At 36.7% G+C, this 25797-nt stretch carries 22 protein-coding genes; 14 read left to right on the top strand and 8 right to left on the bottom strand.

Features of this window, described 5'->3' with window-relative positions; translation table 11 throughout:
- The first annotated feature begins 56 nt into the window (after positions 1–56).
- From BM130_RS06955 to BM130_RS06935, 5 genes are all read left to right on the top strand, one after another.
- Positions 57–977 (top strand): hypothetical protein, encoded by a 921-nt coding sequence (locus tag BM130_RS06955; protein ID WP_010526360.1) that lies wholly within the window; start codon positions 57–59, stop codon positions 975–977.
- Between the two features lie 124 nt (positions 978–1101).
- On the top strand, positions 1102–1554 hold the full coding sequence (locus BM130_RS06950; RefSeq protein WP_010526361.1) for a hypothetical protein: 453 nt from the start codon (positions 1102–1104) through the stop codon (positions 1552–1554).
- Between the two features lie 1001 nt (positions 1555–2555).
- The gene (locus tag BM130_RS06945; protein WP_010526363.1) at positions 2556–4400 is read left to right on the top strand and encodes an LTA synthase family protein; all 1845 of its coding nucleotides are present in this window, start codon (positions 2556–2558) and stop codon (positions 4398–4400) included.
- A complete protein-coding gene (locus BM130_RS06940) occupies positions 4387–5652 on the top strand; it encodes a peptidase U32 family protein (protein WP_010526364.1) in 1266 nt (421 codons plus the stop codon). The genes BM130_RS06945 and BM130_RS06940 overlap by 14 nt, the downstream gene beginning before the upstream one ends.
- A gap of 255 nt (positions 5653–5907) precedes the next feature.
- Complete coding sequence (locus tag BM130_RS06935; protein ID WP_010526365.1) at positions 5908–6159, top strand: SHOCT domain-containing protein; 252 nt, start codon at positions 5908–5910, stop codon at positions 6157–6159.
- 605 nt (positions 6160–6764) lie between these two features.
- On the opposite strand, the gene BM130_RS06930 is transcribed toward BM130_RS06935, so the two are convergent.
- The 7 genes from BM130_RS06930 to BM130_RS06900 all read right to left on the bottom strand — a co-directional run bounded on the left by BM130_RS06930 (position 6765) and on the right by BM130_RS06900 (position 17095).
- The gene (locus BM130_RS06930) at positions 6765–7220 is read right to left on the bottom strand and encodes a toxin-antitoxin system YwqK family antitoxin (protein WP_010526366.1); all 456 of its coding nucleotides are present in this window, start codon (positions 7218–7220) and stop codon (positions 6765–6767) included.
- 167 nt (positions 7221–7387) lie between these two features.
- Positions 7388–7750, bottom strand: a complete 363-nt coding sequence (locus BM130_RS06925) for a carboxypeptidase-like regulatory domain-containing protein (RefSeq protein WP_010526367.1) — start codon at positions 7748–7750, stop codon at positions 7388–7390.
- 90 nt (positions 7751–7840) lie between these two features.
- Positions 7841–9535 carry a Na/Pi cotransporter family protein gene (locus tag BM130_RS06920; RefSeq protein WP_010526368.1) on the bottom strand — a complete coding sequence of 565 codons (1695 nt, stop codon included), beginning with the start codon at positions 9533–9535 and terminating at the stop codon, positions 7841–7843.
- A 139-nt stretch (positions 9536–9674) separates the two neighbouring features.
- Positions 9675–12413: a DUF3352 domain-containing protein gene (locus tag BM130_RS06915; protein ID WP_010526369.1), complete on the bottom strand. Its 2739-nt coding sequence runs from the start codon at positions 12411–12413 to the stop codon at positions 9675–9677.
- 30 nt (positions 12414–12443) lie between these two features.
- Positions 12444–15011, bottom strand: coding sequence for a type IX secretion system anionic LPS delivery protein PorZ (gene porZ, locus BM130_RS06910; RefSeq protein ID WP_010526370.1), 2568 nt, complete (start codon positions 15009–15011; stop codon positions 12444–12446).
- Positions 15012–15125: 114 nt separating this feature from the next.
- Positions 15126–15707, bottom strand: coding sequence for a non-canonical purine NTP diphosphatase (locus tag BM130_RS06905; RefSeq protein WP_010526371.1), 582 nt, complete (start codon positions 15705–15707; stop codon positions 15126–15128).
- Between the two features lie 554 nt (positions 15708–16261).
- The gene (locus BM130_RS06900; protein ID WP_044138354.1) at positions 16262–17095 is read right to left on the bottom strand and encodes a universal stress protein; all 834 of its coding nucleotides are present in this window, start codon (positions 17093–17095) and stop codon (positions 16262–16264) included.
- Between the two features lie 155 nt (positions 17096–17250).
- Between BM130_RS06900 and BM130_RS06895 the strand changes: the two genes are divergently transcribed.
- The 9 genes from BM130_RS06895 (at position 17251) to atpG (ending at position 24781) form a co-directional block, all read left to right on the top strand.
- Positions 17251–18687, top strand: a complete 1437-nt coding sequence (locus tag BM130_RS06895; RefSeq protein ID WP_010526373.1) for an adenylate/guanylate cyclase domain-containing protein — start codon at positions 17251–17253, stop codon at positions 18685–18687.
- A 186-nt stretch (positions 18688–18873) separates the two neighbouring features.
- Positions 18874–19263, top strand: a complete 390-nt coding sequence (locus BM130_RS06890) for a bactofilin family protein (RefSeq protein ID WP_237706078.1) — start codon at positions 18874–18876, stop codon at positions 19261–19263.
- An 8-nt stretch (positions 19264–19271) separates the two neighbouring features.
- Entirely contained in the window at positions 19272–19670 is a 399-nt protein-coding gene (locus BM130_RS06885) for a hypothetical protein (RefSeq protein ID WP_010526375.1), read from the top strand.
- A gap of 123 nt (positions 19671–19793) precedes the next feature.
- Positions 19794–20870, top strand: coding sequence for a F0F1 ATP synthase subunit A (atpB, locus tag BM130_RS06880; RefSeq protein WP_010526376.1), 1077 nt, complete (start codon positions 19794–19796; stop codon positions 20868–20870).
- Positions 20871–20887: 17 nt separating this feature from the next.
- Positions 20888–21097 (top strand): ATP synthase F0 subunit C, encoded by a 210-nt coding sequence (gene atpE, locus BM130_RS06875; RefSeq protein WP_010526377.1) that lies wholly within the window; start codon positions 20888–20890, stop codon positions 21095–21097.
- Between the two features lie 40 nt (positions 21098–21137).
- A complete protein-coding gene (atpF, locus tag BM130_RS06870) occupies positions 21138–21632 on the top strand; it encodes a F0F1 ATP synthase subunit B (RefSeq protein WP_010526378.1) in 495 nt (164 codons plus the stop codon).
- Positions 21633–21761: 129 nt separating this feature from the next.
- Positions 21762–22298 (top strand): ATP synthase F1 subunit delta, encoded by a 537-nt coding sequence (atpH, locus tag BM130_RS06865; protein ID WP_010526379.1) that lies wholly within the window; start codon positions 21762–21764, stop codon positions 22296–22298.
- 11 nt (positions 22299–22309) lie between these two features.
- Positions 22310–23899: a F0F1 ATP synthase subunit alpha gene (gene atpA / locus BM130_RS06860; protein ID WP_010526380.1), complete on the top strand. Its 1590-nt coding sequence runs from the start codon at positions 22310–22312 to the stop codon at positions 23897–23899.
- A 6-nt stretch (positions 23900–23905) separates the two neighbouring features.
- Positions 23906–24781, top strand: coding sequence for an ATP synthase F1 subunit gamma (gene atpG, locus BM130_RS06855; protein WP_029626458.1), 876 nt, complete (start codon positions 23906–23908; stop codon positions 24779–24781).
- A gap of 362 nt (positions 24782–25143) precedes the next feature.
- Here the strand turns inward: atpG and BM130_RS06850 are convergent, their stop codons facing one another.
- Complete coding sequence (locus BM130_RS06850) at positions 25144–25731, bottom strand: 30S ribosomal protein S16 (protein WP_010526382.1); 588 nt, start codon at positions 25729–25731, stop codon at positions 25144–25146.
- Positions 25732–25797 lie beyond the last annotated feature (66 nt).

Genomic DNA, 25797 nt, shown 5'->3' with positions numbered 1-25797 from the left:
TAACCTTTTTGTTTTCATAACAGTATAACAGAAACAAAATTTAAAAGTAAAATGCTATGATCAGAAAATTATTTGTTGCGTTGCTTATAATTGTTTCTTCCAATATGTTTTTTTCGTGTGCAGGAGGCGGTAATAAAAAAGAAAAGGCGCAGGAAGATGAATTAATTTTACCTGATTCAATTAAAGGAGATGCTCCATTGAAGCTTTCTGAGGAGATTATTGGTGATGTGATTCAAAATATATCTTCACCTGTTGAAATGGCCAATTTAATTAAATCAACAGGAGTGGATTTTTCTCAGCAAATTCTTAATAATCCGGAAAATATTTCCAAGTATAGCACCAGTTACAAAAGGGCACTCAATTTAGGCGTTTTTAGTGCTGACCTAGGTTACATTAACTCCTACGATAAAAGCAATATTGTGGTCTCTTATCTGCTTGCCGTTAAAAATTTAGCTGATGGCATTCGTGTGGGGCAATTTTTTGACTTTGAGGCTTTAAAACGAATGGCTACCAACTCTAGCAACTTAGATTCCTTAATGCAAATGTCGGTTAGCAGTTTTAACCAAATGGACTCTTATCTGCGAAACCAAAATCGGAGCAATGTAAGTGCGTTGATTATTACCGGTGCATGGATCGAAGGTCTTTACATTGCCAGTAATGTTATCGATAAAACCAACAATGATGAATTAATTTCCAGATTAGGTGAGCAAAAAGAAATTGTTGATATCCTCTACATCATTTTGAAAAATTATGAACAAAACAGTAATTTTGAAAGCTTGATTGGGTATATTGGCGAATTGAAAGAATTGTATAAGGGCGTAAAAATTACACGGGAAGTGGTTGAACCAAAGACAATTGAACAAGATGGAATGCTAATTGTAGTTCAGGATGAAGTCAGTCATGTGGATATCTCTCATGACGTTCTTGGGAAAATTATTGAAAAAATTAAGGAAATTCGCGCCTATATTATTAGTTAAGGCAGATTTTAAGGATAAACAGAATTTAAGCAAGGCAAGATTTGTGAAACCGGCCATATATTTTTAGGGTGTTTTTGAGGGAATAACCAGGATAACCTTATGGCCTATGAAAAATATTAGAGAAATGAAAAAAGTATTATTTACCTTCTTTTTCATATTTGTACTTGGTTCAGCTGGGGTCTATGCTCAGTGTGATCATGATGCGCTTTTGAAACAGGCTTTGAATGAAATGGGTAGCGGGCAGTATATTAAGGATTTCATTGTAGAGTTGAAAAAAGGTGATGGACAATCGGGTTCCGTTAAATATTCAGTTATTCTCAACAGCCGGAGTCAATACAAATTTAATGTGGTTAATGCTTCCGGAAATGCGGAAAAAGTCCTAATGGAACTTTATGATGGAGAAAAATTACTGGTAAGCAATAAAGTTCAAGGTAAAATGTATAAAGCCTTCGGCTATATTTGTCGTTCTACGAAAGTTTACAGCCTGGTTTTTTCCTTCCCGGAAGGAAGTGAAGGATGTGCCAGGGCTGTGCTATCTCTTCAAAAACAATTTCAAAGCGGAGAAATGGGATTCTAATTTTCCCGCGATAAATTATTTTCTTCGGAAAGCCAAATATTACTTTCAGAAAGATAACGCCGCATTTCAGAAAATAATGCGGCGTTTTTTAATTTTTTAGGCAACTATTTCGTTTTCATTACGTCTTAATACTGAGTTCAAGTGTTTAATCTTTTAAAAATAATGTGGCATGAGTTCAAAGCGGCTTTCCATTGGTTTGCCCGAGCGCTTTTTAGCCGGACAGATCGTTTTGCTTCTTACATTAATTCTTTTAATTGTTTTGTAGTGGGATTCAGTATTGATTGCGGTCATTTTAATGGTTTTCCGTTGGTTTAATTCTTTAATTTATCTTAGGTCACTGGAAAATTTTTATTTGAAATTATCGAACTGTATCCATGACACCGCCTGTTTAAGGTCATTTTTAAGGCCTTTTTGAGTCCAGATACTACGTAGTATGCCTAGAATTTAACTTTTTGGGGGACCAAAGCGAAACTTTTGCGCTTTGGTTTTTTTTATTGCTTTTGAAAAGGCTGATTAAAGTATTTCTCACCAAAGGTTAAACTCTTCCCTTTCTACCCAAGTTTTACTCTTTTTTTACCGTAGGCAGATTTAAAAGAATAATATCCGGAATCGGCTTTGGTGGTTTAATAAGTATTTTGGTTGGTTGAGAGGGATTTTTATCTGTTTTATGCCAATTATATTACCTTTGCAAGTTGCAATTTTTTAGCTGAAATGAATCTTCATATTCGTATAAAATTTATATAAGTTATAGGACGAATGTAACTCGCATGAACTACAGTTTTTACATGTTCTTATCGTGATAAATTTTTTGGTCATGCTCGTTTCATATAAAAATAAAGTTTGCATGGTAATGCTAACTTAATTTTAAAAAGTGCAATCTGAAGTTGGAGAAGGCTAAAGTAATTTCATTAATTGCACAATTGTTGAAAAGATGTTTCTTGTTGTGACGTCAGGGGGCAGGTTTAGATTTTTAGAATAACAGTTTTAGAAAACTCAATAGTATGAAGCGATTTATTTATTCTTTTTTGAGGGCTTATCTGTTTTGGCTTGTATTTTTTGCTTTTTTCAGAACTCTTTTCATAATAGTTAACCAGTCATTTATTGAAGATACCCCCATAACAGTTCTTTTGGCCTCTTATTGGCCGGGGCTTCGGATGGATATGTCCTTTGCAGGCTATCTGATGTTGTTGGTAATTGTTTTTCAACTGTTTCTGCTACCGTTAAAAAAAGACTTTTGTTACCGATGTTTTAAATGGGTGTATTATATTCTTATCCCTATTTTTGTTGGGTTATTATTAGGCGACATTAATTTGTTTCGCTATTGGGCCGGACATTTAAATAAAGAAGCCATTTCTTTTTTGAAAACCCCTGATATTATTTTTGATTCTATACATCTGGGTGAGGCGATATTATTCTTTGTCTTGTGTGTAGTTTTTTCCTGGTTATGGATTTTTTTATTTAATAAGGTTGTTATAAAAACCGCTTTTCAGTCAAAATTTAATCAAAAGCAAATTGCTGTAAACTGGCTTTATACACTTCTCTTGGGTGCTTTTATGATTGTACCCATTCGGGGAAGCTTTAGCGTTGCGCCTATTAATACAGGAGTTGCTTACTTTTCTGGTTATTTGTTTGCAAATAATGCGGCTGTCAATCCCTTATGGAATTTGGCCTATTCCATGAAACGAAATGCCATTAATGATGGTGGGTATTCTTTTATGGATGATCAAAAGGCTCAGGAAAGATTTAACAACTTGATGCACCAATCCGGAAAATTTCCCAAAATACTTAATACCGATAAACCGAATATTGTTGTTATTCTTCTCGAAAGTTTTTCTGCTCAAGCCATTAAAAAACTTGGCGGACAGAATGTAACCCCTAACTTAAATACATTGATGAAAGAAGGAATATTTTTTTCCAACCTTTATTCGGCCAGTTTTCGTTCTGATTATGGAATTGTAGGGGTCCTTACTGGCTATCCCGGGATACCGGGATATTCTGTTATGCAATATCCCGAAAAATCGCGGCATTTAAATTTTATTCCGCAAAAATTAAAAAAAGCCGGATATAAAGACCTTAACTTTTTGTATGGGGGGGATATGACTTTTAAAAATATGAAGTCATTAATTGTACTTGCAGGATTCGATTCCATTACCAGTATTGAAGATTTCCCGGCTAAATACAGAGGGAAAAAATGGGGTGTGCATGATCAGTATACATTTGAAAAACTTTTAAATCTTTTGGAGAATTCAAACAATCCTTCATTTAGTTTTTTCTTCACCCTTAGTAGTCATGAACCTTTTGATGTTCCGATGGAAAGGGTGATTAATGATGATTATCTTAATTCGGTGTATTATACCGACCATTGTCTGGGGATTTTCTTCGACCAGGTAAAAAAACGGGGATTGTGGGATAATACCCTTTTTATTCTTGTTGCTGACCACGGAGTTGTTGGACCCGAAAAATTGGGTTATACCAATGCCCGTCGATACCATATACCAATGTTGTGGACCGGCGGTGCGGTGGCTGTAAAAGATACCGTTATTGAAACTGTTGCTTCGCAGGTAGATCTCGCGGCAACTCTTCTCAACCAGCTTAATATTGATGCATCTGATTTTAAGTTTAGCAAAAATATACTTGATGAATCGGTAAATGGGTTTGCATTTGTGCATTACCCTGATGGGTTTGGATTTATTGACTCAAATGTTTTTCAGATGTATAATAAAAACAATTTTAGCGTGCAGGTGATGTCGGGCGCCAAAACAAAGGAAGATAGTTTGAAAGCTAAAGTATGGATGCAAATTATTGCGAAAGATTTTAAAGAGAGATTGAGTAATGAGTGGAAATAGATATAAAGAAAGTGATTTCGAAGTGATGGCGCCTGTCGGTTCTTATGAATCTCTTATGGCGGCCATTCAGGGAGGGGCTGATTCGGTTTATTTTGGTGCCGAAAAATTAAACATGAGGTCGAGATCTTCCGCCAATTTTTCTGTTGATGACCTTCGACAAATTGTAGCCATTGCCAATGAGCATAATGTAAAGACATATTTGACCGTAAACACCGTTCTTTATGATGAGGATCTTCCTACAATGCGGAAACTTATTGACGCCGCTAAAGAAAATGGTGTTTCGGCCATTATTGCATCGGATCAGGCAGCTATAAATTATGCCAATAGGCGGGGCGTAGAAGTTCATATCTCTACACAAGTCAATATATCAAATATAGAAGCGCTTAAATTTTACAGCCATTTTGCCGATGTAGTTGTTTTGGCAAGAGAACTCAATCTGAAACAGGTAGGCGAAATTTTTAAAGCAATTGAGAAAGAGCAGATAAAAGGTCCTTCCGGAAAACTTATGCGTATTGAAATGTTTGCACATGGTGCTTTGTGTATGGCTATTTCCGGGAAATGTTATCTGAGTTTGCATCAGTTAAACAGTTCTGCTAATCGTGGTGGATGTTTGCAACCCTGCAGACGTAGTTATATGGTTACTGAAAAAGACTCAGGACAACAGCTGGAAGTAGATAACGAATACATTATGTCACCCAAAGACTTAAAAACTATCCACTTTTTAAATAAGATGATAGATGCCGGGGTGCGTGTTTTTAAAATTGAAGGCAGAGCTCGAGGGCCTGAGTATGTGAAAACCGTTGTAAGTTGCTATCGTGAAGCTATTAATGCGGTAGTTAACAATACTTATTCTCAAGAAAAAATTGAGGAGTGGGAGCAACGTTTGGCTTCGGTATTTAATCGCGGTTTTTGGGATGGATACTACCTGGGACAAAAACTTGGGGAATGGAGTGCCAATTATGGTTCTTTGGCAACCAAAAGGAAAGTATACATTGGGAAAGGAACCAATTATTTCCCTAAAATAGGTGTTGCCGAATTTGTTTTAGAAACAAAAAGTTTAAAAGTTGGTGATGAGATTTTAATTACCGGACCTACCACCGGGGTTGTTGAGATGAAAGTACCTGAAATAAGAGTAGATCTTAAGCCGGTGGAAGAAGCCCGGAAAGGAGACCGTTTTTCAATGCCTGTTGGAGTGAAAATTAGACGCTCTGATAAATTGTATAAATGGGTTTCTGTTAATCCAAAGCAGTAAAGAAATTTTATTAGTTTGAAATTTATTTTTACCAGCTTTCCTGTTATCTTGCTTTTAGATAAAACTATTGGTTCTCGCAAAGCATGAGAAAGTTTAATTCATTAACTCCTTTTTTCTTAGGGTTTAGTGCTTTTAAACATGATTTTGTTTTGACAAACCATGCTGTTCATGCTGGGATCTTTTGAAAGCACTACTTCTTTATCTTATGGAAAGAAATACGTATATTGATAATTCGAAACCATTAAAAGTCTGATTATGACAAGTGAAGTAGATCTTTCCAAGAAAAAGAAAAAATCGGCCGGCCCCTGGACTATTGGTTGGGGGTGGTTTATTACAATTCCTGTTCTTTACTGGTTTGCCAAGGCCTGCAAAAGGGTAATGAGTGATAAGGAAGAAACAATTTCACCGCTTGCTATTATTAAAATGCGTTATGCAAAAGGTGAAATCGACAGAAAAGAATACGAAGAAAAATTAAAAGACTTGTCTTTTAATTCCATGGCACCTTAATATTCATGTTTAAAATTCTGGTAAAAGGTAACTAATTCTACCTTTCATGGAACTGTTTAGCTGTGCGTACACTTAATTATATATTAATTCACTTTTCTCAATTTACTCACCGGGCTTTTATGGCTTTTTAAAATAGATTAATTATGTCCTTAAAAGGATTCATATCGGTTAATTAGTAAGATTAATATTATATCCTCTAGAGGATTTATTGTAATCAATTAAAATAATCAATATCATATCCTCTAAAGGATATATTGTGGATAATTAAAATAATCAATATCATATCCTCTAGAGGATATATTGTGGATAATTAAAATAATCGAAATCACATCCTTCAAAGGATTAATAATTATTTGTGGGAATTTTATATAAAATATCCTTTAAAAGAAGGATATATTCCTGTCGGTAATAGAAACTATTGCAAGTGGTTGATGGAAACGGCAAATATTGTTTTGAAAACTTTTAACTGCAACGGAATTCCTAAAAAGGTAATAAAACCGGTAGATGTTATGACCAATTAAAATGGATGAAGGGCATTTTTAAAGTGAGTAATATATAGTTAGGATATTTAATAGAGGAAAATAAGCAAAACAACGGGAGAAAAATTAATATTCTCTTTGATTTATCAGATTTCCTTTTTCATCCCATATTGACCAAACACCTGTTTTTTGCCCCGAAGAATATTCCATTTCATATCGGAGTGTTCCGTTTTCATCCCAAATAAACCATTTTCCATGCTTTTTCCCGTTTTTATAGCGGGCTTCTGCTTTTTTAGTGCCATTTTCGTCCCAGGTAATCCATGTCCCATCCATTTTATTGGCTTTGAAAATGCGCACTTCTTTTTGTTTTCCGTTGGGGTAAAAGTAGGTGGTTTTTCCTTCTTTTTTTCCCTGCAGAAGGTTCATTTCAAGTCGGACCGAACCATCGGGATAATACTCAATATAAGTTCCGGAGTAAGGTTGGTTGTTTGAGTCGTAGTAAATTCCGTTTTTTTCAACAAGCTGGGCTTGAAGGATGGTTGTTGATACCACCATTGTGAGCAATAACATCAGCTTTTTCATGGCTTAATGATTTTTTAAGAGTTTTATAAAGCCTCCCAACTTGTTCCTGTTTGTGTGATAACGTAAAATTAACATTAAAGTTACAATTTGACAACATTAATAAAAAAAGGAAGACGAGTTTGAGCGTCTTCCAGGTAATATAGAGTAACGTATACAACTGCAATTCGTTATTCTGTAGCGACAGGTGCCAGTTCAAGATTCAAATCATGCATTTCATCAGGGTTGACTTGTATTTCTCTAATAATAGGTTGGTAAGAAATAATATTAGCCTCTATCGAGTAATTTCCCGGCTTAATTTTATCGAAATGAAATTTGCCGTCAAAATCGGTATATGTTTTAGTGGTAGAGCCTTTTAGTTTTACCTCTACGCCGGTTAAGGCTTCGCCTGTTATTTCATCAATAATTGTACCTGAGATGATGTTGTTAACAGCTATGGATTTGTCGTTTCTTTTGTTTTCATTGTCCGATGAAGCCTTCAATCCCGCTGAGGTTGAAAAGGCTAATACTAGAACTATTACAATTGCTTTCATGACTTTCCTGATTTTGATTTGTTTTTTTCTTTCTGACTCAAAAGTAGAACAGTCATGTTAAAGCAATATTAATTGGTTATTATTTGATAATTAAATTGCTACTTCTTCAATTGCTTCGGATACGTTGATGATATAATCAGCCAGCTTTTCACATTCCGAAAACAGGTCATTAAATATAATACCTGCTTCGTAGGAATACACTTTATTGGCCAGGTTGTCGAGATGCTCACTTTTTAACTGGTTTCGATAGTTGTTGATTTGACTCTCCAGTAATTTAGCTTTGTCGAGTGAAACGGCTAGTTCATCTTGCTGAAGGTTTTCCCGCATTATTGAAAGAGCTTCTTCTACAAGATTAAACATGAGTTCCAGCTTTTCCAAGGCCGAGGATTTAAATTTAATGTTTTGTTCCCGCATACGGTTGACGGTTCTTGCCAGATTGAAATTACTATCGGCAATGCTCTCCAAATCACCCGCCATTTTGAGCATAGACCTTAATCTTTTTCGGCCAATTTCACTGAGTTTGTATTGGGAAATTTGTGCCAGATAATTAGTTATTTCTACTTCCACATTATCACTAATGCCTTCATATTTTTGAACCTTGGAGAATTGTTTATTAAACTTTTTATCTTTTTCTTCATGCATCATTTTTCTGACGAAACCAAACATCTTGGTGGTGTGTTTGGCATAAAATTGAATTTCTTTTTTTGCTTGAAGTAACGACAGTTCGGCTGTTGAAAGCATTCCGGTGGTAATGTATTTTAGCCGGAATTCTTCGTCAGACTCTTTTGATTTATTTGGAACCAAATATTCAACTGCTTTTTGTATAAGCGGGGTAAACCAAACGAATATAAGTACATTGATAATATTAAACGAAGAATGGAAAATTGATAAGGCGGTTGGGATGGCTGCGGGAGAGTGACTGGGTGAAATACCGCCATTGCGAGACATTAAAGAATCAATGAGCCCGGTGAATTGATTAAATACAAATAACATCCACAAAACTCCCAGAAGATTAAAAATTAAGTGGATTCGGGCAGCCCGCTTGGCACTTAAGTTACCTACTGCCGCTGCTATGTTGGCCGTGATGGTTGTACCTATATTTTCACCAAGAATCATGGCGGCCGCTTGATTGAATTCTATCCATCCCTCGTTGCACATTACGAACGTTAAGGCCATGGTGGCCGAAGAAGATTGAACGATGATGGTTAAACAAGTTCCGATAACTAAAAACAAAAGCGTTGTTGCCAACCCGTGATCCGTATAGCGGTGTAAAAAGCTTAAAAGTTCAGGATTTCCTTGAATGTTTGGAACAGATTGCTTTAAAAACTCTAAACCCAAAAAGAGTAAGGCAAAACCTATTAGCAATTCACCATATGAACGTTTAGAGCCAGATTTTGAAAAAATGAATGGTAAGCCCAACCCTATTAATGGAAGTGAATAGGCACTAATTTTAACTTTGAAACCAAATATTGTGATGACCCATCCGGTGATAGTGGTCCCGATATTAGCGCCCATGATAACTCCAATAGATTCTTTTAGTGTGATTAATCCGGCATTTACAAAACTCACCACCATAACCGTTGTGGCTGAGGAGGATTGTATCATGGCCGTAACCAAAAAGCCGGTGAATATGCCAAAAAAGCGGTTGGAGGTCATGGCCGACAGTATGGCCCGCATTTTATTCCCTGCAACTTTTTGCAAGGCCTCACTCATAATTTTCATGCCATAAAGAAATAGCCCTAAGGAGCCAATAAGTGAAAGAAAATCAAATAAGGAATATTCCATCGCGTTGTTTTCTGTAAAAATTTAATGTAAAGTGATTTAATCAATTCATGCCTTTGAGGTTAGGGCTTGACTGATTTTTTACATTTATTTTTCTGTCATTTTATGATACTCATTGCAATTTCAAATTCATTAATTAATACTATTCCACTCTGTAATTGTAAATAAAATTGTAATCACCACCTGTTATGAGGTTGAACCGATAGGCCGATGATTTTAAAAAACCTATTGAAAAACGAGAGGTTCCTTTTAGCGGGAAACCTTTGTATAGTGTTCCATCGCTATTGTAGAGAAAAATTTTACTTTCTTTTTCGGAAACTAGCCCAATCTTGTAATCGGTTGATGAAAAATGATATATATCGGCAATAACCTTTACGGGGGATTCCAGCTTTTTATTGACTTCGGGGTGTAAATTATTGTTGTATATTTTAAGTTGTTCAGCGGTTACAATTACATACTTGGGTTTGTTGTCATAAAGAATTGCAAAATAGTGTGGTTGATTTTCAACTTTTGTTTGTGGACGAATAATGGTTTTCCCCGACGGCAACAATATTTGTGCTAAAGAACCGTCGGTTGTTGTTGTAACCAATGCCGATTTTTCGGAATTGGGGTATTCCAAATAAAAGGGGCTCAAATTGTTTCTGATGAAAATTTTATTGGGTCTGACTCTTGTGTTGCCACGACGGTCCATAATATAGTTTCGGTATTGGTCACTAAAAACAATATAATCTTTGCCACTGGTCCGGAAAAATTGAACGGGTTGGGTAACAATTCCTTCGGTTTGAGGGATGTTCCAGCCGGTTACCCTGGCTCCAGTTTTGTCAAACAGATATATTTTGCGGTCTTCAAGAGCCAGGAATAATCGATAATTTCTGTTCTTGTCATAGTCAAAAACGGCCACCCCGTTGGTAGCTTTTGCGGGTAAAGTAAAAGGATATCTTGCCACATGGTTGCCATTGCGGTCAAGGAGGTAAAGCTTTTTCTCGGTATTAAAAAGATATTGCAGCTTGTTGTTTTGATAGTAGTCGATTTGATGAATTTCACTAATTATGGGACCGTCAAGAGGTTTTTCCCATAATATTCGCCCCATATTATTAATAAGGTACAAGTTGTTGAGTTTGTCTTGAACCATTATTTCTTTTTCCAGGGTATAATGATTAACCACTAAAGCCGGTTTTATTGCCACGGCCGAATCTAACCGGCTTTGCCAAATGGTGCGAGGTTCTTTGTCTCGGTGGGGAGTATAATCGGCACAGGCGGTAACATAATGAAGTCCCGAACTATTGGATAGTTGGATGCCGGCACCATAAAAGTTGAATAGTATTTTCATCTGTTCCTGTGTGGGATGAAAATAATCGGGATTTAGGCTGGGCTGAAGAAACGAAATTAGATGAGGTATTTCGGCAAAAAGGAAAAGATTTTCTTCATAGGCAAAATTTTCCATAAAAGAGGAAAAATAAGGATGGCTTTGCAAAGTCCTTTTTAAAATGTTTTGATATAAAAATGATTCTAATGATTTTTGGCTGTCACCGAAAATTAAATAATTACGGTAGAATGAAAAATATTGTAAGGGGGTATCGGGAAACAAATAACCTAATGCGACTTTTGGCAGCTCTTCAGAAAATCCCTGGTAGATGGGGAATGTGGTGGATTCATCAACTTTATACCAGGTTATTGGGTCGGTAGAAACCCCAAAATATTTCTGCATCTGTTTTAACTCAGAAAGGGTGCTGGCCTGACCTTTCGTCCTGAAGACGAGAAAACGTCCTTCTTTAGGATTGCTGGCATTATAATTGGAAAATGCCAACGCGGCCTCTCCCTCTACCAGGTTGAAAAAAGCATCAACAAAATGACTTCCGGTAGCATTTTTATAGGACTGGTTCACCGTTTCAAATTTCTTGGCTTCATCTGAATTTTGAATATATCGTTTAAGGTTTTCGATAAATCGAAGAGGGTCATCATAATTATAGCTAAAAAATAGCTTGATGTCGGATGGCAATACTTGATGAAGAGATGACTTACGCGGTTTAACCCCTTCGAATAAAGAGGAAAATTTAGAGGTGTCTTTATTGGATAGGAACCCATTCAATGTGAGACGTTCTTTATTTAATTGAAGGTCTAAAGCTCCCCAGGAACTAATTCTCCCAAAGAACGATGCGTTGTTTTTCGCCTTAGGTGCCAAAAAAGGTTCCGAAAAGCCGGGAAGAAGCGAGAAGTTAAAAAATAATGATGCGATAGAACCCGGGTTGGTAGTTTTATTGAGGTTAGAAAATTGTGGGTTGGTTCTGAGAGAATGCCCCGTTTGTTGCTGTCGGATAGAGGCTTCAACGATAAGGGATGATGGACTAACTGTCAGCACGCCATTTTGCCAGGTAACAAAGAGTGGGTTGATATTGTTGGCCGGAATTGAAATTTTAAATATTGAAAAGCCGGTATAAATTCGTTTTTCGGAATGACGGTTAGTAATCCATGATTTTAGGTCATTTAAATGTGCCTGGTTTTGTATGGCAAAATGCATCGCCCATTCAAATGAATTTTTCCCGATTTTGTTGACCGATACATATATAGGTGCTTTGAGCAGATCTTTAAATGCGCTACCAGAAAATAACGAAGTGGTATCGATATAGTTGATAAGATCAAAAAATTTAGAAATACTTTCAAAAGCTTGCAGGTCTGATTTATAATTTATTTTGTTTTGAAGCGTTTCAACAAAATCTTCGGCTGAATTGATTCTTAAAATTAATGGGGAATTAAGGGGGACTGCATCCAATGTTTTTTCGGCACTAAAACTTTGGTGTCTGTATAAATTCCAAAAGACAGCAATGATTACTGCCACGAATATCAATATAATACCGAAAATGCCCAGGTTTCGTTTCGTCATCAGCAGCATCTTTTTATGGCTTTAAGTCAATCATCGGATTATTGCCACTTTCGTAGTTCCTCTTTGTTCTCCATCTAAAGAGGTCAAAAATATAATATATATACCGGATTTTACTTTTTCTCCTCTAAGATTTTTCCCGTTCCAGAATGCATTTCCACCTAAAGAGATGGTTTCATATACTAAATTTCCTTGTGTATCGGTAATTTTTACATTAGTTTCCTCCAATAAGCCTGTAATTGTGATGAGCCCACCATATTCGGGTCGTACAGGGTTAGGATAAACAAATACGTCATCAAATGTTTGGCTTCCTTCAATAGCCTTACCTTGGTATGAAATCAACCCTTTACTGGTTGAAAAAAATACTTCCCCGGTTTTTTTATCTATGTCGATGTTTAAGATGGTATCTGAAGGAAGTGGTGTGTTTTGAGTGGTAAAGTGAGAAACGGTTTGAAGTCCGTCCTCTGAAAGCAAATAAATACCATTACCTACTGTTCCAATGTATTTTCGGTTTGCCTCATCGACCGCAATGGATGTTACTTTCTCTCCTTCCAAAAGGTAATCGGCAAGTCCACTGCCATCATTTCTTGGAACTATAATTCTGGTAAATGAGGGCTTTTCTGTATTAAATATTTGTGAAGGATTGTATTGCACTACAATGCCATTGTCTGTTCCAAACCAAAGATATCCGTTTTTATCTTTTTCGATACAGTAAGCACCACTTATTGACACTTCTTCGTATTCGTCCCAAAATTCGATTAATCCAAAATTTCTGTTGTCGGGATCCTCAGTCGTGGATAACGGCCCACGGTATTGATCATCCGAGAGGTTTTCAATCGTGCCATTATCATCAAAAACAAAAATACCCTTGTAACCTTGTAAAATGGAAGTCCATTTGTATCCGTTGTTGTCGATTATAATGTCACCCATTTGGGGGGTTAGAATGGATATGGTACCGTAATTGTAAGGATGCCAGGTGCTGTCGGAAATATTAAAAACTATAATACCTTTTTCTGAGCCAGAATGGTTAATATAAAGGTATCCTTCTTTGCTAAACGTTAATCCGGATATATAAAGATTTTGATTTCCGGAAGCATCTGTGCTTGCCATAAGTGGACTATTATTGGCGGTATAATGTTTTTTCAGATAAATCTTATCATTGTTCTTATCGAATTCGAAAAGACCCTGTCCATATGAGGCTATAAAGATATTGTCATCATTAAAAGGGTTGACGGCTATATCGACAAAGTCGACAACATTTTTTAAGGCAGGGGTATTAATGGTGTCGAGATATAACCATGAATTCTCATTGAAGATGGATATGGATGCCGGTATGTTGCTTTTAGTATAAACGGAATTGAAACCGCCGGTTAGGATCCATAACTCATCGCCTATTTTTTTTGTTTTATATATTTCATTGGAATAGGGGCCTTGTGGTAAAACCTGTTGATATTTATTGCCGGAGGTTTTATAAAACAAACCATTCTGCCGGTCTGCAATCCATATTTTATGATCCTCGGACACCAATAAGTCCCTGTAAAAAGGGAAAATTATATTGTCGTCATGGGTGACAATGGTATCTTGTTGTGAAGTTATTTGAAGCTGGTTGTCAGTGAAGAAAATACCATTTCCTGTTGTAATAATAAAACCACTTTCAATGGGGGTAATGTTGTAAAAAGCTTTGAATTCTGATAATATAGATGCCTCCTCATTCTGGAATAATATTAATAGGCAACTCTTTCCCAATGAACCTTTCACACCCATTATGCCTGATGGATGATCAGAAATATCGATATATTCAGAACTATCCTGTGATAATAATGACCAGTTTTTATAATAAAAAAGCGGGTTATTCATGTCGGCCATTAATAGTCCCTTTGAAGTTGCAGCATAAATGGTATCATTTTTAATGAAAGTTTTGTTAACCTTCAGATAAGATGCTTCATCGCCAATGATTAGTGTAGAAATGATTTCATTTTTTGAAAGGTCAAGTTCAATAATACCAAAATTGGTGCTGCAAAAAGCTTTTTCATTATAAATTAAAAAGTGGGTAATGCTTTTGCTTACGGTCAATTGCTCAATTTTAAGGTCGGGGATGTTTAATACATAATCATCTTTCACGATGTCAATATTGCCATTTTCATAGCCAACTAAAATTATATTCTTTTCTTTGGATGCACCAATGGCAGAAATTTGGGTGTCTGAAAGACCATTTGATTTGTTTAGTGTAGAGAGGGAATGAGTCTCTTTATGGTATAGTATTAGTCCAAGTTCGGTTGCACCAATGATAAAGTCCTTACTTTCGGCAATGTCAAAACATTCTTTATAGGAATAGTAGGTCGTCCATTGATCGAGAGCAACGCAGTAAATATTTAATACAAACAAAAACAGTGAGATGAACAGGAAGCGGTAATTAAAAAAACGAAAGTCAATTTTAACCTTTAATAATTGCTTGAACCAAAGCTTGCAGGGCCTTATAATAAAGGAAACAAATCCTTCAACGAATGACACCGGGAGAATAGCTATTATAGTCTTGCAAAATTTATTCGGCCAATGACTATAATAAGATTGAATCCATGGTTTTGAAATTATGGTATTCATGCAAAATAATTTAACAAGTCTTTAGCCAGCAAATAGTTATCAATAACTAATGTTTTAGGAATAATATACAGGGTTTTATGAGACAATTGTCATTGAACCGGCAAATTTTGGATACTATGGTTGGTTCTTATGAAAAAACTCTGCCAGCTTTTGAAGTGCCATAGCCCGGTGACTAATTTTGTTTTTTTGAGATAATGGCATTTCGGCAAATGATAAATCATATCCTTCCGGCATAAAAATAGAGTCGTAACCAAATCCTCCGTCTCCTCTTGGGGCATCAAGTATTGTGCCGTCAACATAACCTTCAAAAAGCATCTCTTTTTGGTCAAGTATTAAGGCTATTACCGTTCTGAAACGAGCCTTTCTGTTGGTTTTATTTTTTAATTCGGAAAGTACTTTTTCAATATTTTTTATGCTGTCTTTTTCGGGGCCGGCAAATCTGGCCGAATAAACGCCAGGTGCTCCATTAAGAGCGTCAATTTCAAGGCCTGTATCATCCGCAAAACAATCTACGCCAAGATGTTTATTTATAAAACGTGCTTTTTGCAAAGCATTTTCTTCCAAAGTATGGCCTGTTTCGGGTAGGTCTCCTTCGAATTTGATTTCCAAAAGAGATTTAATCTTCTTGGTGTCTCCAAGCATTCGGTTTATTTCCAGTACTTTATGCTTGTTTTTGGTCGCAAATATAAGATCCATCCTTCATTTAAATATATCGCGAAAATACAAAAAAATAAGACCAATGTAGATTATAAATGAACTTTGATCAAAAAGAATTCAGCTATTAAACCAATATATTATGCTGGAATAAACATATCACAGAATCAGACCATAATCTGGAGAAATGAATTTTATATAGGATGAAACGAGGATGGCGGCTTTTGTGGTAAAAAAGGATGATTAAAAGACATAGGCAGAAGAAGTTTATAGTCATTAGTCAACAGTCATTAGTGATTAGTGTTGATTAACTAATGATTAGCCACTAATCTTAAGGGCTAACAAATCAATGTAAAAAGTAAATTTAATACGAATAAAACGAGCATGGCGACTTTTGTCACAAAAGAACATGTATAAACGACAAAGGCAGAAGAAGTCAATAGTCATTAGTCGTTAGTTAACAGTCATTAGTGTTAATGGACTAGTGACTAATAACTAACCACTAATGACTGCTTTTAAGAAACAATATATCAATAAAGTAAGTAAAATTTATACGGATGAATAAGACATATTAATGGGTGATAGAAAAGAAGGGATCAGAAACTACCACCATAGCCATATTTCATGAGATCGGTTCTGGGGTTGATAACAAGTACCGGTATTTTGGCACTGTTGGCAATAATGTGTTGTTCCTGGACTCCCAGAAAATAGTCATGAAAGGCGATATCGCGCGTAGTCATTATAATAATTAAATCGGCATTGTTTTCTTTGGCAAAATCAATGGTCTCTTGCGAGAATGATGATTTGTGTTTTGAAAGAACTAATTCATAATCAATATTTTTTTCTTCCAGAAAATTTTTACAGAATACCACATTGGCTTTTGTTCGGCTGTCCAATACCCCTTCTTTGGACGAAGAGGAAAACAAATAAATTTTAGTTTTAAAATAGAGAGACATGTATTCAGCCCATCTCAGTTTTTCTTTGTTTTCCGATTTAAAGTCAACAGGGAAAACTATTTTTGTGTAATCAGATTTTTGGGGAGGCTCCTGAACAACTAAAAATGGCACTCTTGAGCCCACAATCACTTTTAATGCCCAACTTCCAGTTAGTTTTTGTAATCCACGCATGCCATGAGTGATCATGACGACCATGGCGCATTCCAACTCTTCCGAAACTTCATTAATGGTTTTAAAAATACTGCCTTCTTTAACCAGTATTTCAGGTTTTATGTTGAATTGCTTTTCAATTTCTTTAGCCTGTTCACCAAGTCGTTGTTCTGAATCTTTTACCTCCGAACTGCGTTTAACAATATGGAGTAAAGTGATGTTGGTGTTCAAAACGCGGGAAAGATTTACTGCATGCTCGACGGCATATATGACAGTATCCGAGAAATCGTAAGGGACCAAAATGCTATGCATTAAACTTTCCATAGGTATTAAAATTCTATTTAACCGCTTAAAGATAATATTTTGTTTTTTCAAACATTAAAGAATTTCAGCCATTTTTTTAAACTCCAACAAATGATTGACGAATGACGTTTTTTACAAGACTTTATTTATATTGCAGTTTCAAAACATACGAGGTGATGATATTAACTCTTCCTTTTTATTATATTGGTTTGGCAATTGTGGGGATTATTTTGATAATTGGTGTGGTTTTTTTGATAAGAAATTATATTCATCTTTGTGTTGAAAGGCTTACAGCAGAGCGCCTTGAGTTGGCCCTAAAGGTTAAGGAGAGAGCTCGGCGGATACAGGCACAATATGATACTGAATCTATCGTTTATACTCATCAAGGGCCCAAAAAAAAATCGCGGAAATATCAGAAGGTAACTGTTCTTTTTGCCGATATCCAGGGATTTACAAGAATTGTTGAGCAATTAAATCCTGAAGTATTAATTGATGAACTGGATCAATTGTTCTTTCAATTTGATGCTATCGTTGAAAAATATGGCATTGAAAAAATAAAAACCATTGGTGATGCGTATATGTGTGCCGGTGGCCTCCCGGTAAAAAACAGTACCAATCCTATAGAAGTTGTCTTGGCAGCCCTGGAAATGCAGCAATTTATGGAAGAATTGAGGCGCAATAAGATGATTGAACATAAAGATTATTGGGAGTTGCGCATAGGAATTCATACCGGACCTGTTATATCGGGTATGGTGGGGCGGAAGAAAATTTCTTTCGATATATGGGGTGATACCGTTAATATAGCCAGTCGGATGGAATCTTCCGGTATGCCGGGTGAAATTAATATTTCCGGAACCACATGGCAGCTTGTTAAAGAATTTTTTGAGTCTCAGTACAGGGGTAAGATGCCCATTAAATATAAGGGAGAAACAGATATGTATTTTATTAAAGGAATTATTCCTGAACTTTCGGTTGACGGAGAAGGAAAGAAACCCAATGAACTGTTCAAGATAAAATTGCAGCATATAAGATTTGGCGATGTGGAAGAGTCTGTTCTTAATCGTTTGGAGAATGAATTATCAGAAGAGTTTACATATCATAATGTTAAACATACTATTGATGTAGTTACCCAGGTTGAAATTATTGGTCGTGGCGAGGGCGTCAATGAAGAAGAAATGTTACTTCTTAAGACTGCTGCTTTGTTACATGATTCGGGTTTTTTGGTCTCTTATAAAAACCATGAACATTATAGCATGGAATTGGCCAAAGAGATTTTGCAGATGTATGGCTATTCTGATGACCAGATAGAAGAAATTAACCGGTTAATTAATGTGACGCGCAAAGAAGCACTTCCCAGTAATCATCTCGAAGCTATCCTTAAAGATGCCGACTTAGATTATTTGGGACGGCCTGACTTTATTCCTATTTCACAAAATTTATATAAGGAAATTCAAACATTTAATGGAAAAATGTCTTTAAAAGAGTGGAATAAAAAACAAATTAATTTTATTGCAAATCATAAATACTATACCAATACTGCCAAAAAACTCCGACAAGTAAAGAAGGAGCAACAGCTTATGGCTTTAAAGGAATTATTAAAAGAACAACCATAATTGGGATTTCTTTTTAATTTTGCTAATAATTTACGGGAATTGTGGTGGCAGACTTTTTTAGTAGAGAGGTTGAAAAATTTTTTTTGCGCAAATGCAGACCACAATTAATTGGTGCCTATTTGTTGAATAACTTCGTAAAAAATAAAAGTATATTACAATTAATAACTTAAATAAAGTTTAATGAACATGGCGAAAAACATCGAACCAGAAAGCAAACTTCCTAACATTATTGGTCCGGGAACCAAAATTATAGGTGATATTGAAACAAATGGTGATATTAGAATTGACGGGCAGATTGAAGGTAATATAAAATCCAAAGGAAAGGTGGTTGTAGGGTCAAATGGAATGATTAAAGGTGAAGTATTTTGCGGTAATGCAGAACTTGCAGGTTCTTTGAATGGAAAAATTAATGTTACTGAGCTTCTCTCATTGAAAGCTAGTTCTAAAGTGAGTGGTGATATAAAAACCGGGAAATTGAATATTGAACCTGGTGCTATATTCTCAGGAACATGTAATATGGGTAATCAGACAGGAAACGAGCCTTTACTCAATGTGGCAAAAGACAATAAAAAATAATTTGATCTATGGCACCACTACCATTTTTGGCGTATAAAGTGCTGCTTATTAAAGAAATTTTTTACGGCCTGCTGTTTAAAGGACTAGCGGGTCTTATTGTTTATATTGAAGCAGGACACATTCCCAGAAACTGGGTTTATCTCGCCTTAATAATAGTAGTGCTTTTCCCATTGACCTCTTCTATTTTAAAATTCTTCAAGGATCTACGACCCGATTTGCCGGGATTAGTGCTGGTAATCATGTCGGTGTTGAAAATTTTTATTATTCCGATATTGTTAATGCTTTTTTTCGACAAAGAACATGAGCAGATAGAAGCATTCGTTATTCCGACAATGGTAAGTTATATTGTTTTGTTAACGCTTGATACCAAATGGAAGATCCAATGGTTATCCAAGAAAGATTATTGAATTTGGCCCTGATAAGATCCGGGAAAACTGAAACATCTATTTTGTCGGGTCGTATACAAGTTTCGGGTTAAAGACATAGGTCATTGACATTGTTTGTTTAAAAATTAAAGAGAAAGTTTTATTTTGAAATTTTTCATTGTCATATTTTTACTGTTGGTGGGAAGCTTTTCCGTCCAATCCGAAGAAATGACCTCCAGTGATGAAAATGAGGGGTCTTTTGATGTAATCGGGTTAGTGATGGAACATATTACTGATGCTCACCAATGGCACGTTTTGGATTATACTAATCGTCATGGCCAAAGAGTTCATCTTACAGTTCCATTGCCTGTAATTCTATGGCATGAAGGTAAATTTTGGTTTTTTTCTTCTGACCGTTTCTATCATTCTTCCGAACCTGTTGCTTTGGGAAACGACTTTGTGGTTCTCCATGATGAGCGGTTCTATTTAACCGATTTCGACGGAACTATCCATACAGATAAAGAGGGGCACATTGTCAATGCTTCCGTGGCCGATTTTTCTATCACGCAGAATGTGGCCAGCATGTTTCTTTCTGTAGCCCTAATTTTATGGATGTTTTTATCGGCCGCCAGAAATTATGCCCGTTATGGGATGGCTCCACCCAAAGGATTCCGGGCGGTTTTGGAACCCATAATTCTTTTTGTAAGAGATGATATTGCCAGGGCTCAAATCCCTGGAGAAAAGGCCGATAAATTTGTGCCTTTCTTAATAACTGTATTTTTCTTTATTTGGATCAATAATCTTATTGGGATTGTACCTTTCTTCCCAGGGGGAAGCAACTTATCGGGGAATATTAGTTTTACAGCGACACTGGCTGTTTGTGCTTTTCTGGCTATTAATTTGTTCGGATCTAAATCTTATTGGAAGCATACTTTTACCGCTCCGGGAATTCCATTTCCGGTAAAATTTATTTTGGTGCCCTTGGAAATAATTGGGATGTTTACTAAGCCGTTTGCATTGATGATTCGTTTGTTTGCCAATATAACAGCCGGGCACATCATCATATTAAGTTTGATTTCGATTATATTTATTCTAAAGTCATTATATATAGCCCCGATGTCGGTGGCCCTATCATTGATAATGTATTTGTTAGAACTACTGGTGGCTGTATTGCAAGCCTATATTTTTAGTTTGCTGACAGCCTTATTTATTGGGATGAGTACAAGTAAATCTGAACATTAATATTAAAAAAAACAAATATGGAGACAATTTCATTTACAGCTTTAGGGTTAGGTTTAATTGTTTTGGGTGCAGGAATTGGGATTGGTAAAATTGGTCAGTCAGCTCTTGAAGCTATGAGTCGACAACCCGAAATGGGCTCGAAAATCCAAACGCTTATGATTGTTGCTGCTGCTCTTATTGAGGGTATTGCCCTTTTTGCAATTGTGGTGGCTTGGCTGGTGGGTTAATACCTTCCAATTTAATTAATTCAATTAAAAAATTGTCAGGATGGAATTATTGACACCGAATCCTGGATTGGTATTTTGGACGACACTGACTTTTATTTTATTGCTGTTAGTACTCCGGAAATACGCCTTGCCTTCCATTATGCGCGCTCTTAAAGTACGAGAGGAGACCATCTCTTTTGCCTTAGAAGATGCTAAAAGAGCCCGCGAGGAAGTGGAACACCTTGAACAGAAAAAAAACAAAGTTCTTGAGGATGCCAGAAAGGAAAGGGATGCCATATTGGCTGAAGCCAGAGAGTTGAAGAACAGGATTATTGAAGAGGCTCAGGCGGCTGCCCGTGAGGAAGGTCGGAAGCTGATGGAGAAGGTTAATGCCGATATTAAAAAGCAAAAAGAAGAAGCACTATTCGAAATCAGAGATGCCATTGGCCAATTGTCTCTTGAAATTGCTGAAAAAGTTTTGAAGGAAGAACTTGCTGATCGGGAAAAGCAGAAAAAAGTGATTAATACTTATTTGAATCAAATGAACTTAAATTAATACTCTATACTTTTTGTTTTTTATTAATGAAACGAGTGTGACCAATTAACGTTGTTACAGCCGGTTCCTGTTTAAGTTGAAGGTCATGCGAGTTCCATCTGATCTATGAATTAGAAAAATTTTATTCTGATGAACAGAGGCCCTGTTACAGTGAGATACGCTAAAGCTTTATTCGAGCTTGGTAAAGAAAAAGGAGTATTAGAACGGTTGTATACCGATTCAAAACTTCTTTTGCAGCACTGTAGCACAGTCAAAGATTTTCGGGCTTTTCTGGAGAATCCTGTTATTAAGACTTCTCAAAAGAAAGAGGTCATTAAAAAAGTACTATCAGGCGAACAACATCCTTTAATGATTCAATTTCTCGATCTGATTTTAGACAAAAACAGGGAAAATCTTTTGTACGATATAATAAATTATTTCGAGCAATTGTATAGAAATTACGAAGGCATTAAAAATATTAAGGTGATAACTGCCGTGAAAATGGATCAGGATTATCTGGATAAGCTAAAATCATATTTGGCGGAAAGTCTTGGGGCACCCGTAGAGATGGATGCGCAAGTAAAACCTGATATTATTGGTGGCTTGATACTGGTGGTGGATGAGAAAATGATAGACAATAGTATTTTACATCAGGTAAAAAGTTTAAGAAAAAAATTATTGAGTTAAAGAAAGCCGATATGGAACAAATACGTCCATCGGAAGTTTCCGAAATTATTAGAAAAGAAATTGAAGGGTTTCAGTCTTCTACTGAGCTGGAAGAAGTAGGCACGGTGTTGCAGGTGGGTGACGGCATAGCCCGTGTTTACGGACTGTTTAATGTCCAGTCAAATGAGTTAGTTGAATTTGACAAGTGTATGGGGGTGGTTCTTAACCTCGAATCGGATAGTGTGGGAGTGGTTTTATTAGGGGATTCCCAATTGGTTTCTGAGGGCGATATTGTTCGTCGTACACGTCGTATTGCATCCATTAATGTGGGCGAGGGGATGGTTGGTAGAGTGGTAAATACATTGGGCGAGCCTATTGATGGTAAAGGAAGTTTGAAAGGTGAACTATTTGAGATGCCATTAGAGCGTAAAGCCCCGGAAGTGATTTTTAGGCAACCGGTAAAAGAGCCTTTACAAACCGGATTGAAGGCTATCGATTCGATGACACCTATCGGACGTGGACAAAGGGAATTAATTATTGGTGACCGACAAACAGGTAAAACTGCCATTGCCATCGACACCATTATTAATCAACGCAACTTTTTTGAAGAGGGAAATCCTGTTTATTGTATTTATGTAGCCATTGGCCAAAAAGGGTCAACTGTCGCCCAAATTGTTAATACGCTTCAGAGGCATGGTGCCATGGATTATACCATCGTGGTCTCTGCCACGGCCTCTGATCCCGCTGCTATGCAGTTTTATGCCCCTTTTGCCGGAACAGCCATCGGCGAATATTTTAGAGATACCGGTCGACATGCTTTAATCGTTTATGACGATCTTTCTAAACAAGCCATATCTTACCGAGAGGTCTCTTTGCTATTACGCCGCCCACCCGGACGGGAGGCCTTCCCCGGAGATATCTTTTACCTCCATTCCCGCCTTCTGGAAAGAGCTGCAAAAATTATTGAATCCGATAAAGTCGCAGCTCAAATGAACGATGTTCCGGCTTCACTCAAAGGGAAAGTTAAAGGAGGTGGATCTTTGACCGCTTTACCTATAATTGAAACTCAGGCTGGGGACGTCTCTGCTTATATCCCTACAAATGTCATTTCTATTACAGACGGACAGATCTTTTTGGAACACAATCTGTTTAATGCCGGTGTTCGGCCCGCTATTAATGTGGGTATTTCTGTGTCACGTGTGGGTGGAAATGCTCAGATTAAACCGATGAAAAAAGTGGCAGGTACATTAAAACTTGATCAGGCTCAATATAGGGAACTGGAAGCTTTTGCCAGATTTGGTTCTGACCTTGATCCGGCAACTATGAATGTATTGGATAAGGGTAGAAAAAATGTGGAACTGTTGAAACAGCCTCAATATAAACCTATGAAGGTGGAACAACAGGTGGCATTGATTTATTGCGGAACTAAAGGGTTGCTTAGAGAGGTGCCTGTAGATAAAGTTAAGAAGTTTGAACAAGAGTTTATCGAAAGCATGAACATTAGACATCCTGAGGTTTTTAAGACTATTTTATCAGGAGTGATGGATGATGAGGTATCCCGGAAAATTGAGACGGTGGCGAAAGATGTGGCTGCACATTTTAAAGTTAATGAGGAGAATTAATTTTAAATGGCAAACTTAAAGGACATAAGAACCAGAATTGGCGCAGTTAAAACCACTATGCAAGTAACTAGCGCTATGAAGATGATTTCGGCTGCCAGATTAAAAAAAGCTCAAGATGATGTTGAACATATCCGTCCATATACCTCTCACCTAATAGGAATTATTCACGATATGGTTTCAACCTATCCTGATGTTACCATAAACTATACCATTCCTGGACGCGGGAATAAAGTAGTACTTTTTGTCATCGCTTCAGATCGTGGACTTTGTGGCGCTTTTAATGCTAATGTGGTGAAAGCGGTCCAAAATCTTTTAAAGAATGAGTTAAATGATGACTACAAAAAAGGGAATGTGGAGATTAGGGTGCTTGGGAAGCAAGCCTGGAAAATGTTGCGGTCGAGGAATATTAGACCTCTTATTTTGGAGGAGGGACAATTAAGCGATCCCTCTTTTACCAAAATTGCCATGATAGCTGATGAATTGATTAGTGAATATGATTTAGGAGTACTGAAAGAAGCTATCATAGTCTATAATAGTTTTATCAATGCTGCTGTTCAAGAAGTGCAGGTTCAGCAGTTTTTGCCAGTGAAAATTCCGGAGGTTAAACGTACCAATCCTATTTCTGAATATATTTTGGAACCAGACCGACAAGCTATCGTTGATAGTTTGATGCCCAAAACTCTTCGGTCTCTCTTGTATCAAGTGGTGCTCGAATCAATTGCTTCGGAACATGGTGCCAGAATGACTTCAATGCACAAGGCCACCGATAACGCCAACACTCTTATCAATGAACTTCAGTTAATGTATAATAAAGCTCGACAGTCGGCGATTACCAATGAACTGATTGAAATTACTTCTGGTGCCGAAGCACTCAAAAAGTAATCTAATGAAACGAGCATGGCGGCTTTAGCCACAAAAGGAACATGTATAAAAACTAAGGCAGAAGTGCACAGGCAGAAGAAGTTTATAGTCATTAGTCAACAGTCATTAGTGTTAATGGACTAGTGACTAACCACTAATGACTACTTTTAAGAAGCAATATATCAATGAAGTAAGTAAAATTTATACGGATGAAAAATTTAACTTTTCGATTATTGGACCACAATTTTTTAAGCTAAAATTGTGGTTAATGATTAAATAATTGCACTTTTGTTTGTTTAGTTCTCAAATAGATTTTGATTTTCTGCTCAAAAAAAAACCATCCTTGAAAAGGATGGCTTTTTCTTAAGAAGTGAGTAATGCTACTATTCTTCTTTTTTGGTTTCTTCTTCAGAACTGGCGGTTTGTTCAGCCTTAGCTTCCTCAGAAGTACTGTCTGAGTTTTGTGTTTCCTCACTGGCTTCTTTTTGTTGAGCTTCTGCTTCAGCAGCCAGTTCAGCAGCACGTTTAGCCAGCTTTTCAGCTCTTTCGGCATTGATTTTAGCTTCTTGTTCCAAACGAGCCTTGCGTTCTTTTTCACTTTCGGAAGCAAGACGGTCTTTCTTGGCTTGAATTTTTGCTTCTTTTTCTTCCAGCCATTTTTGGAACCGGCGTTCGGCTTCTGCTTCATCAAAAGCACCTTTCTTCACACCTTCGAGCAGGTGTTTTTTCATGAGAACACCTTTGTAACTCAAAATTGCACGGGCAGTATCAGTAGGTTGAGCGCCTTTCCTGAGCCATGATAAAGCTTTGTCGAAATCAAGTTGAATCGTAGCAGGATTTGTGTTGGGATTGTACGAGCCAATCCGTTCGATGAATTTACCATCTCGTGGCGCCCTGCTATCTGCTACTACGATGTGGTAGTATGCATACCTTTTGCGTCCGTGTCTTGCTAATCTAATCTTTACGGGCATGTTTTTTTAAATTAATAATTAACAACCTACATTTTTGCGAGTGCAAATATACAGTGATTTATTGGT

This window comes from Thermophagus xiamenensis (assembly GCF_900112795.1).
Classification (GTDB): Bacteria; Bacteroidota; Bacteroidia; order Bacteroidales; family Marinilabiliaceae; genus Thermophagus; species Thermophagus xiamenensis.
This window is presented reverse-complemented; position numbering and strand designations above follow the sequence as displayed.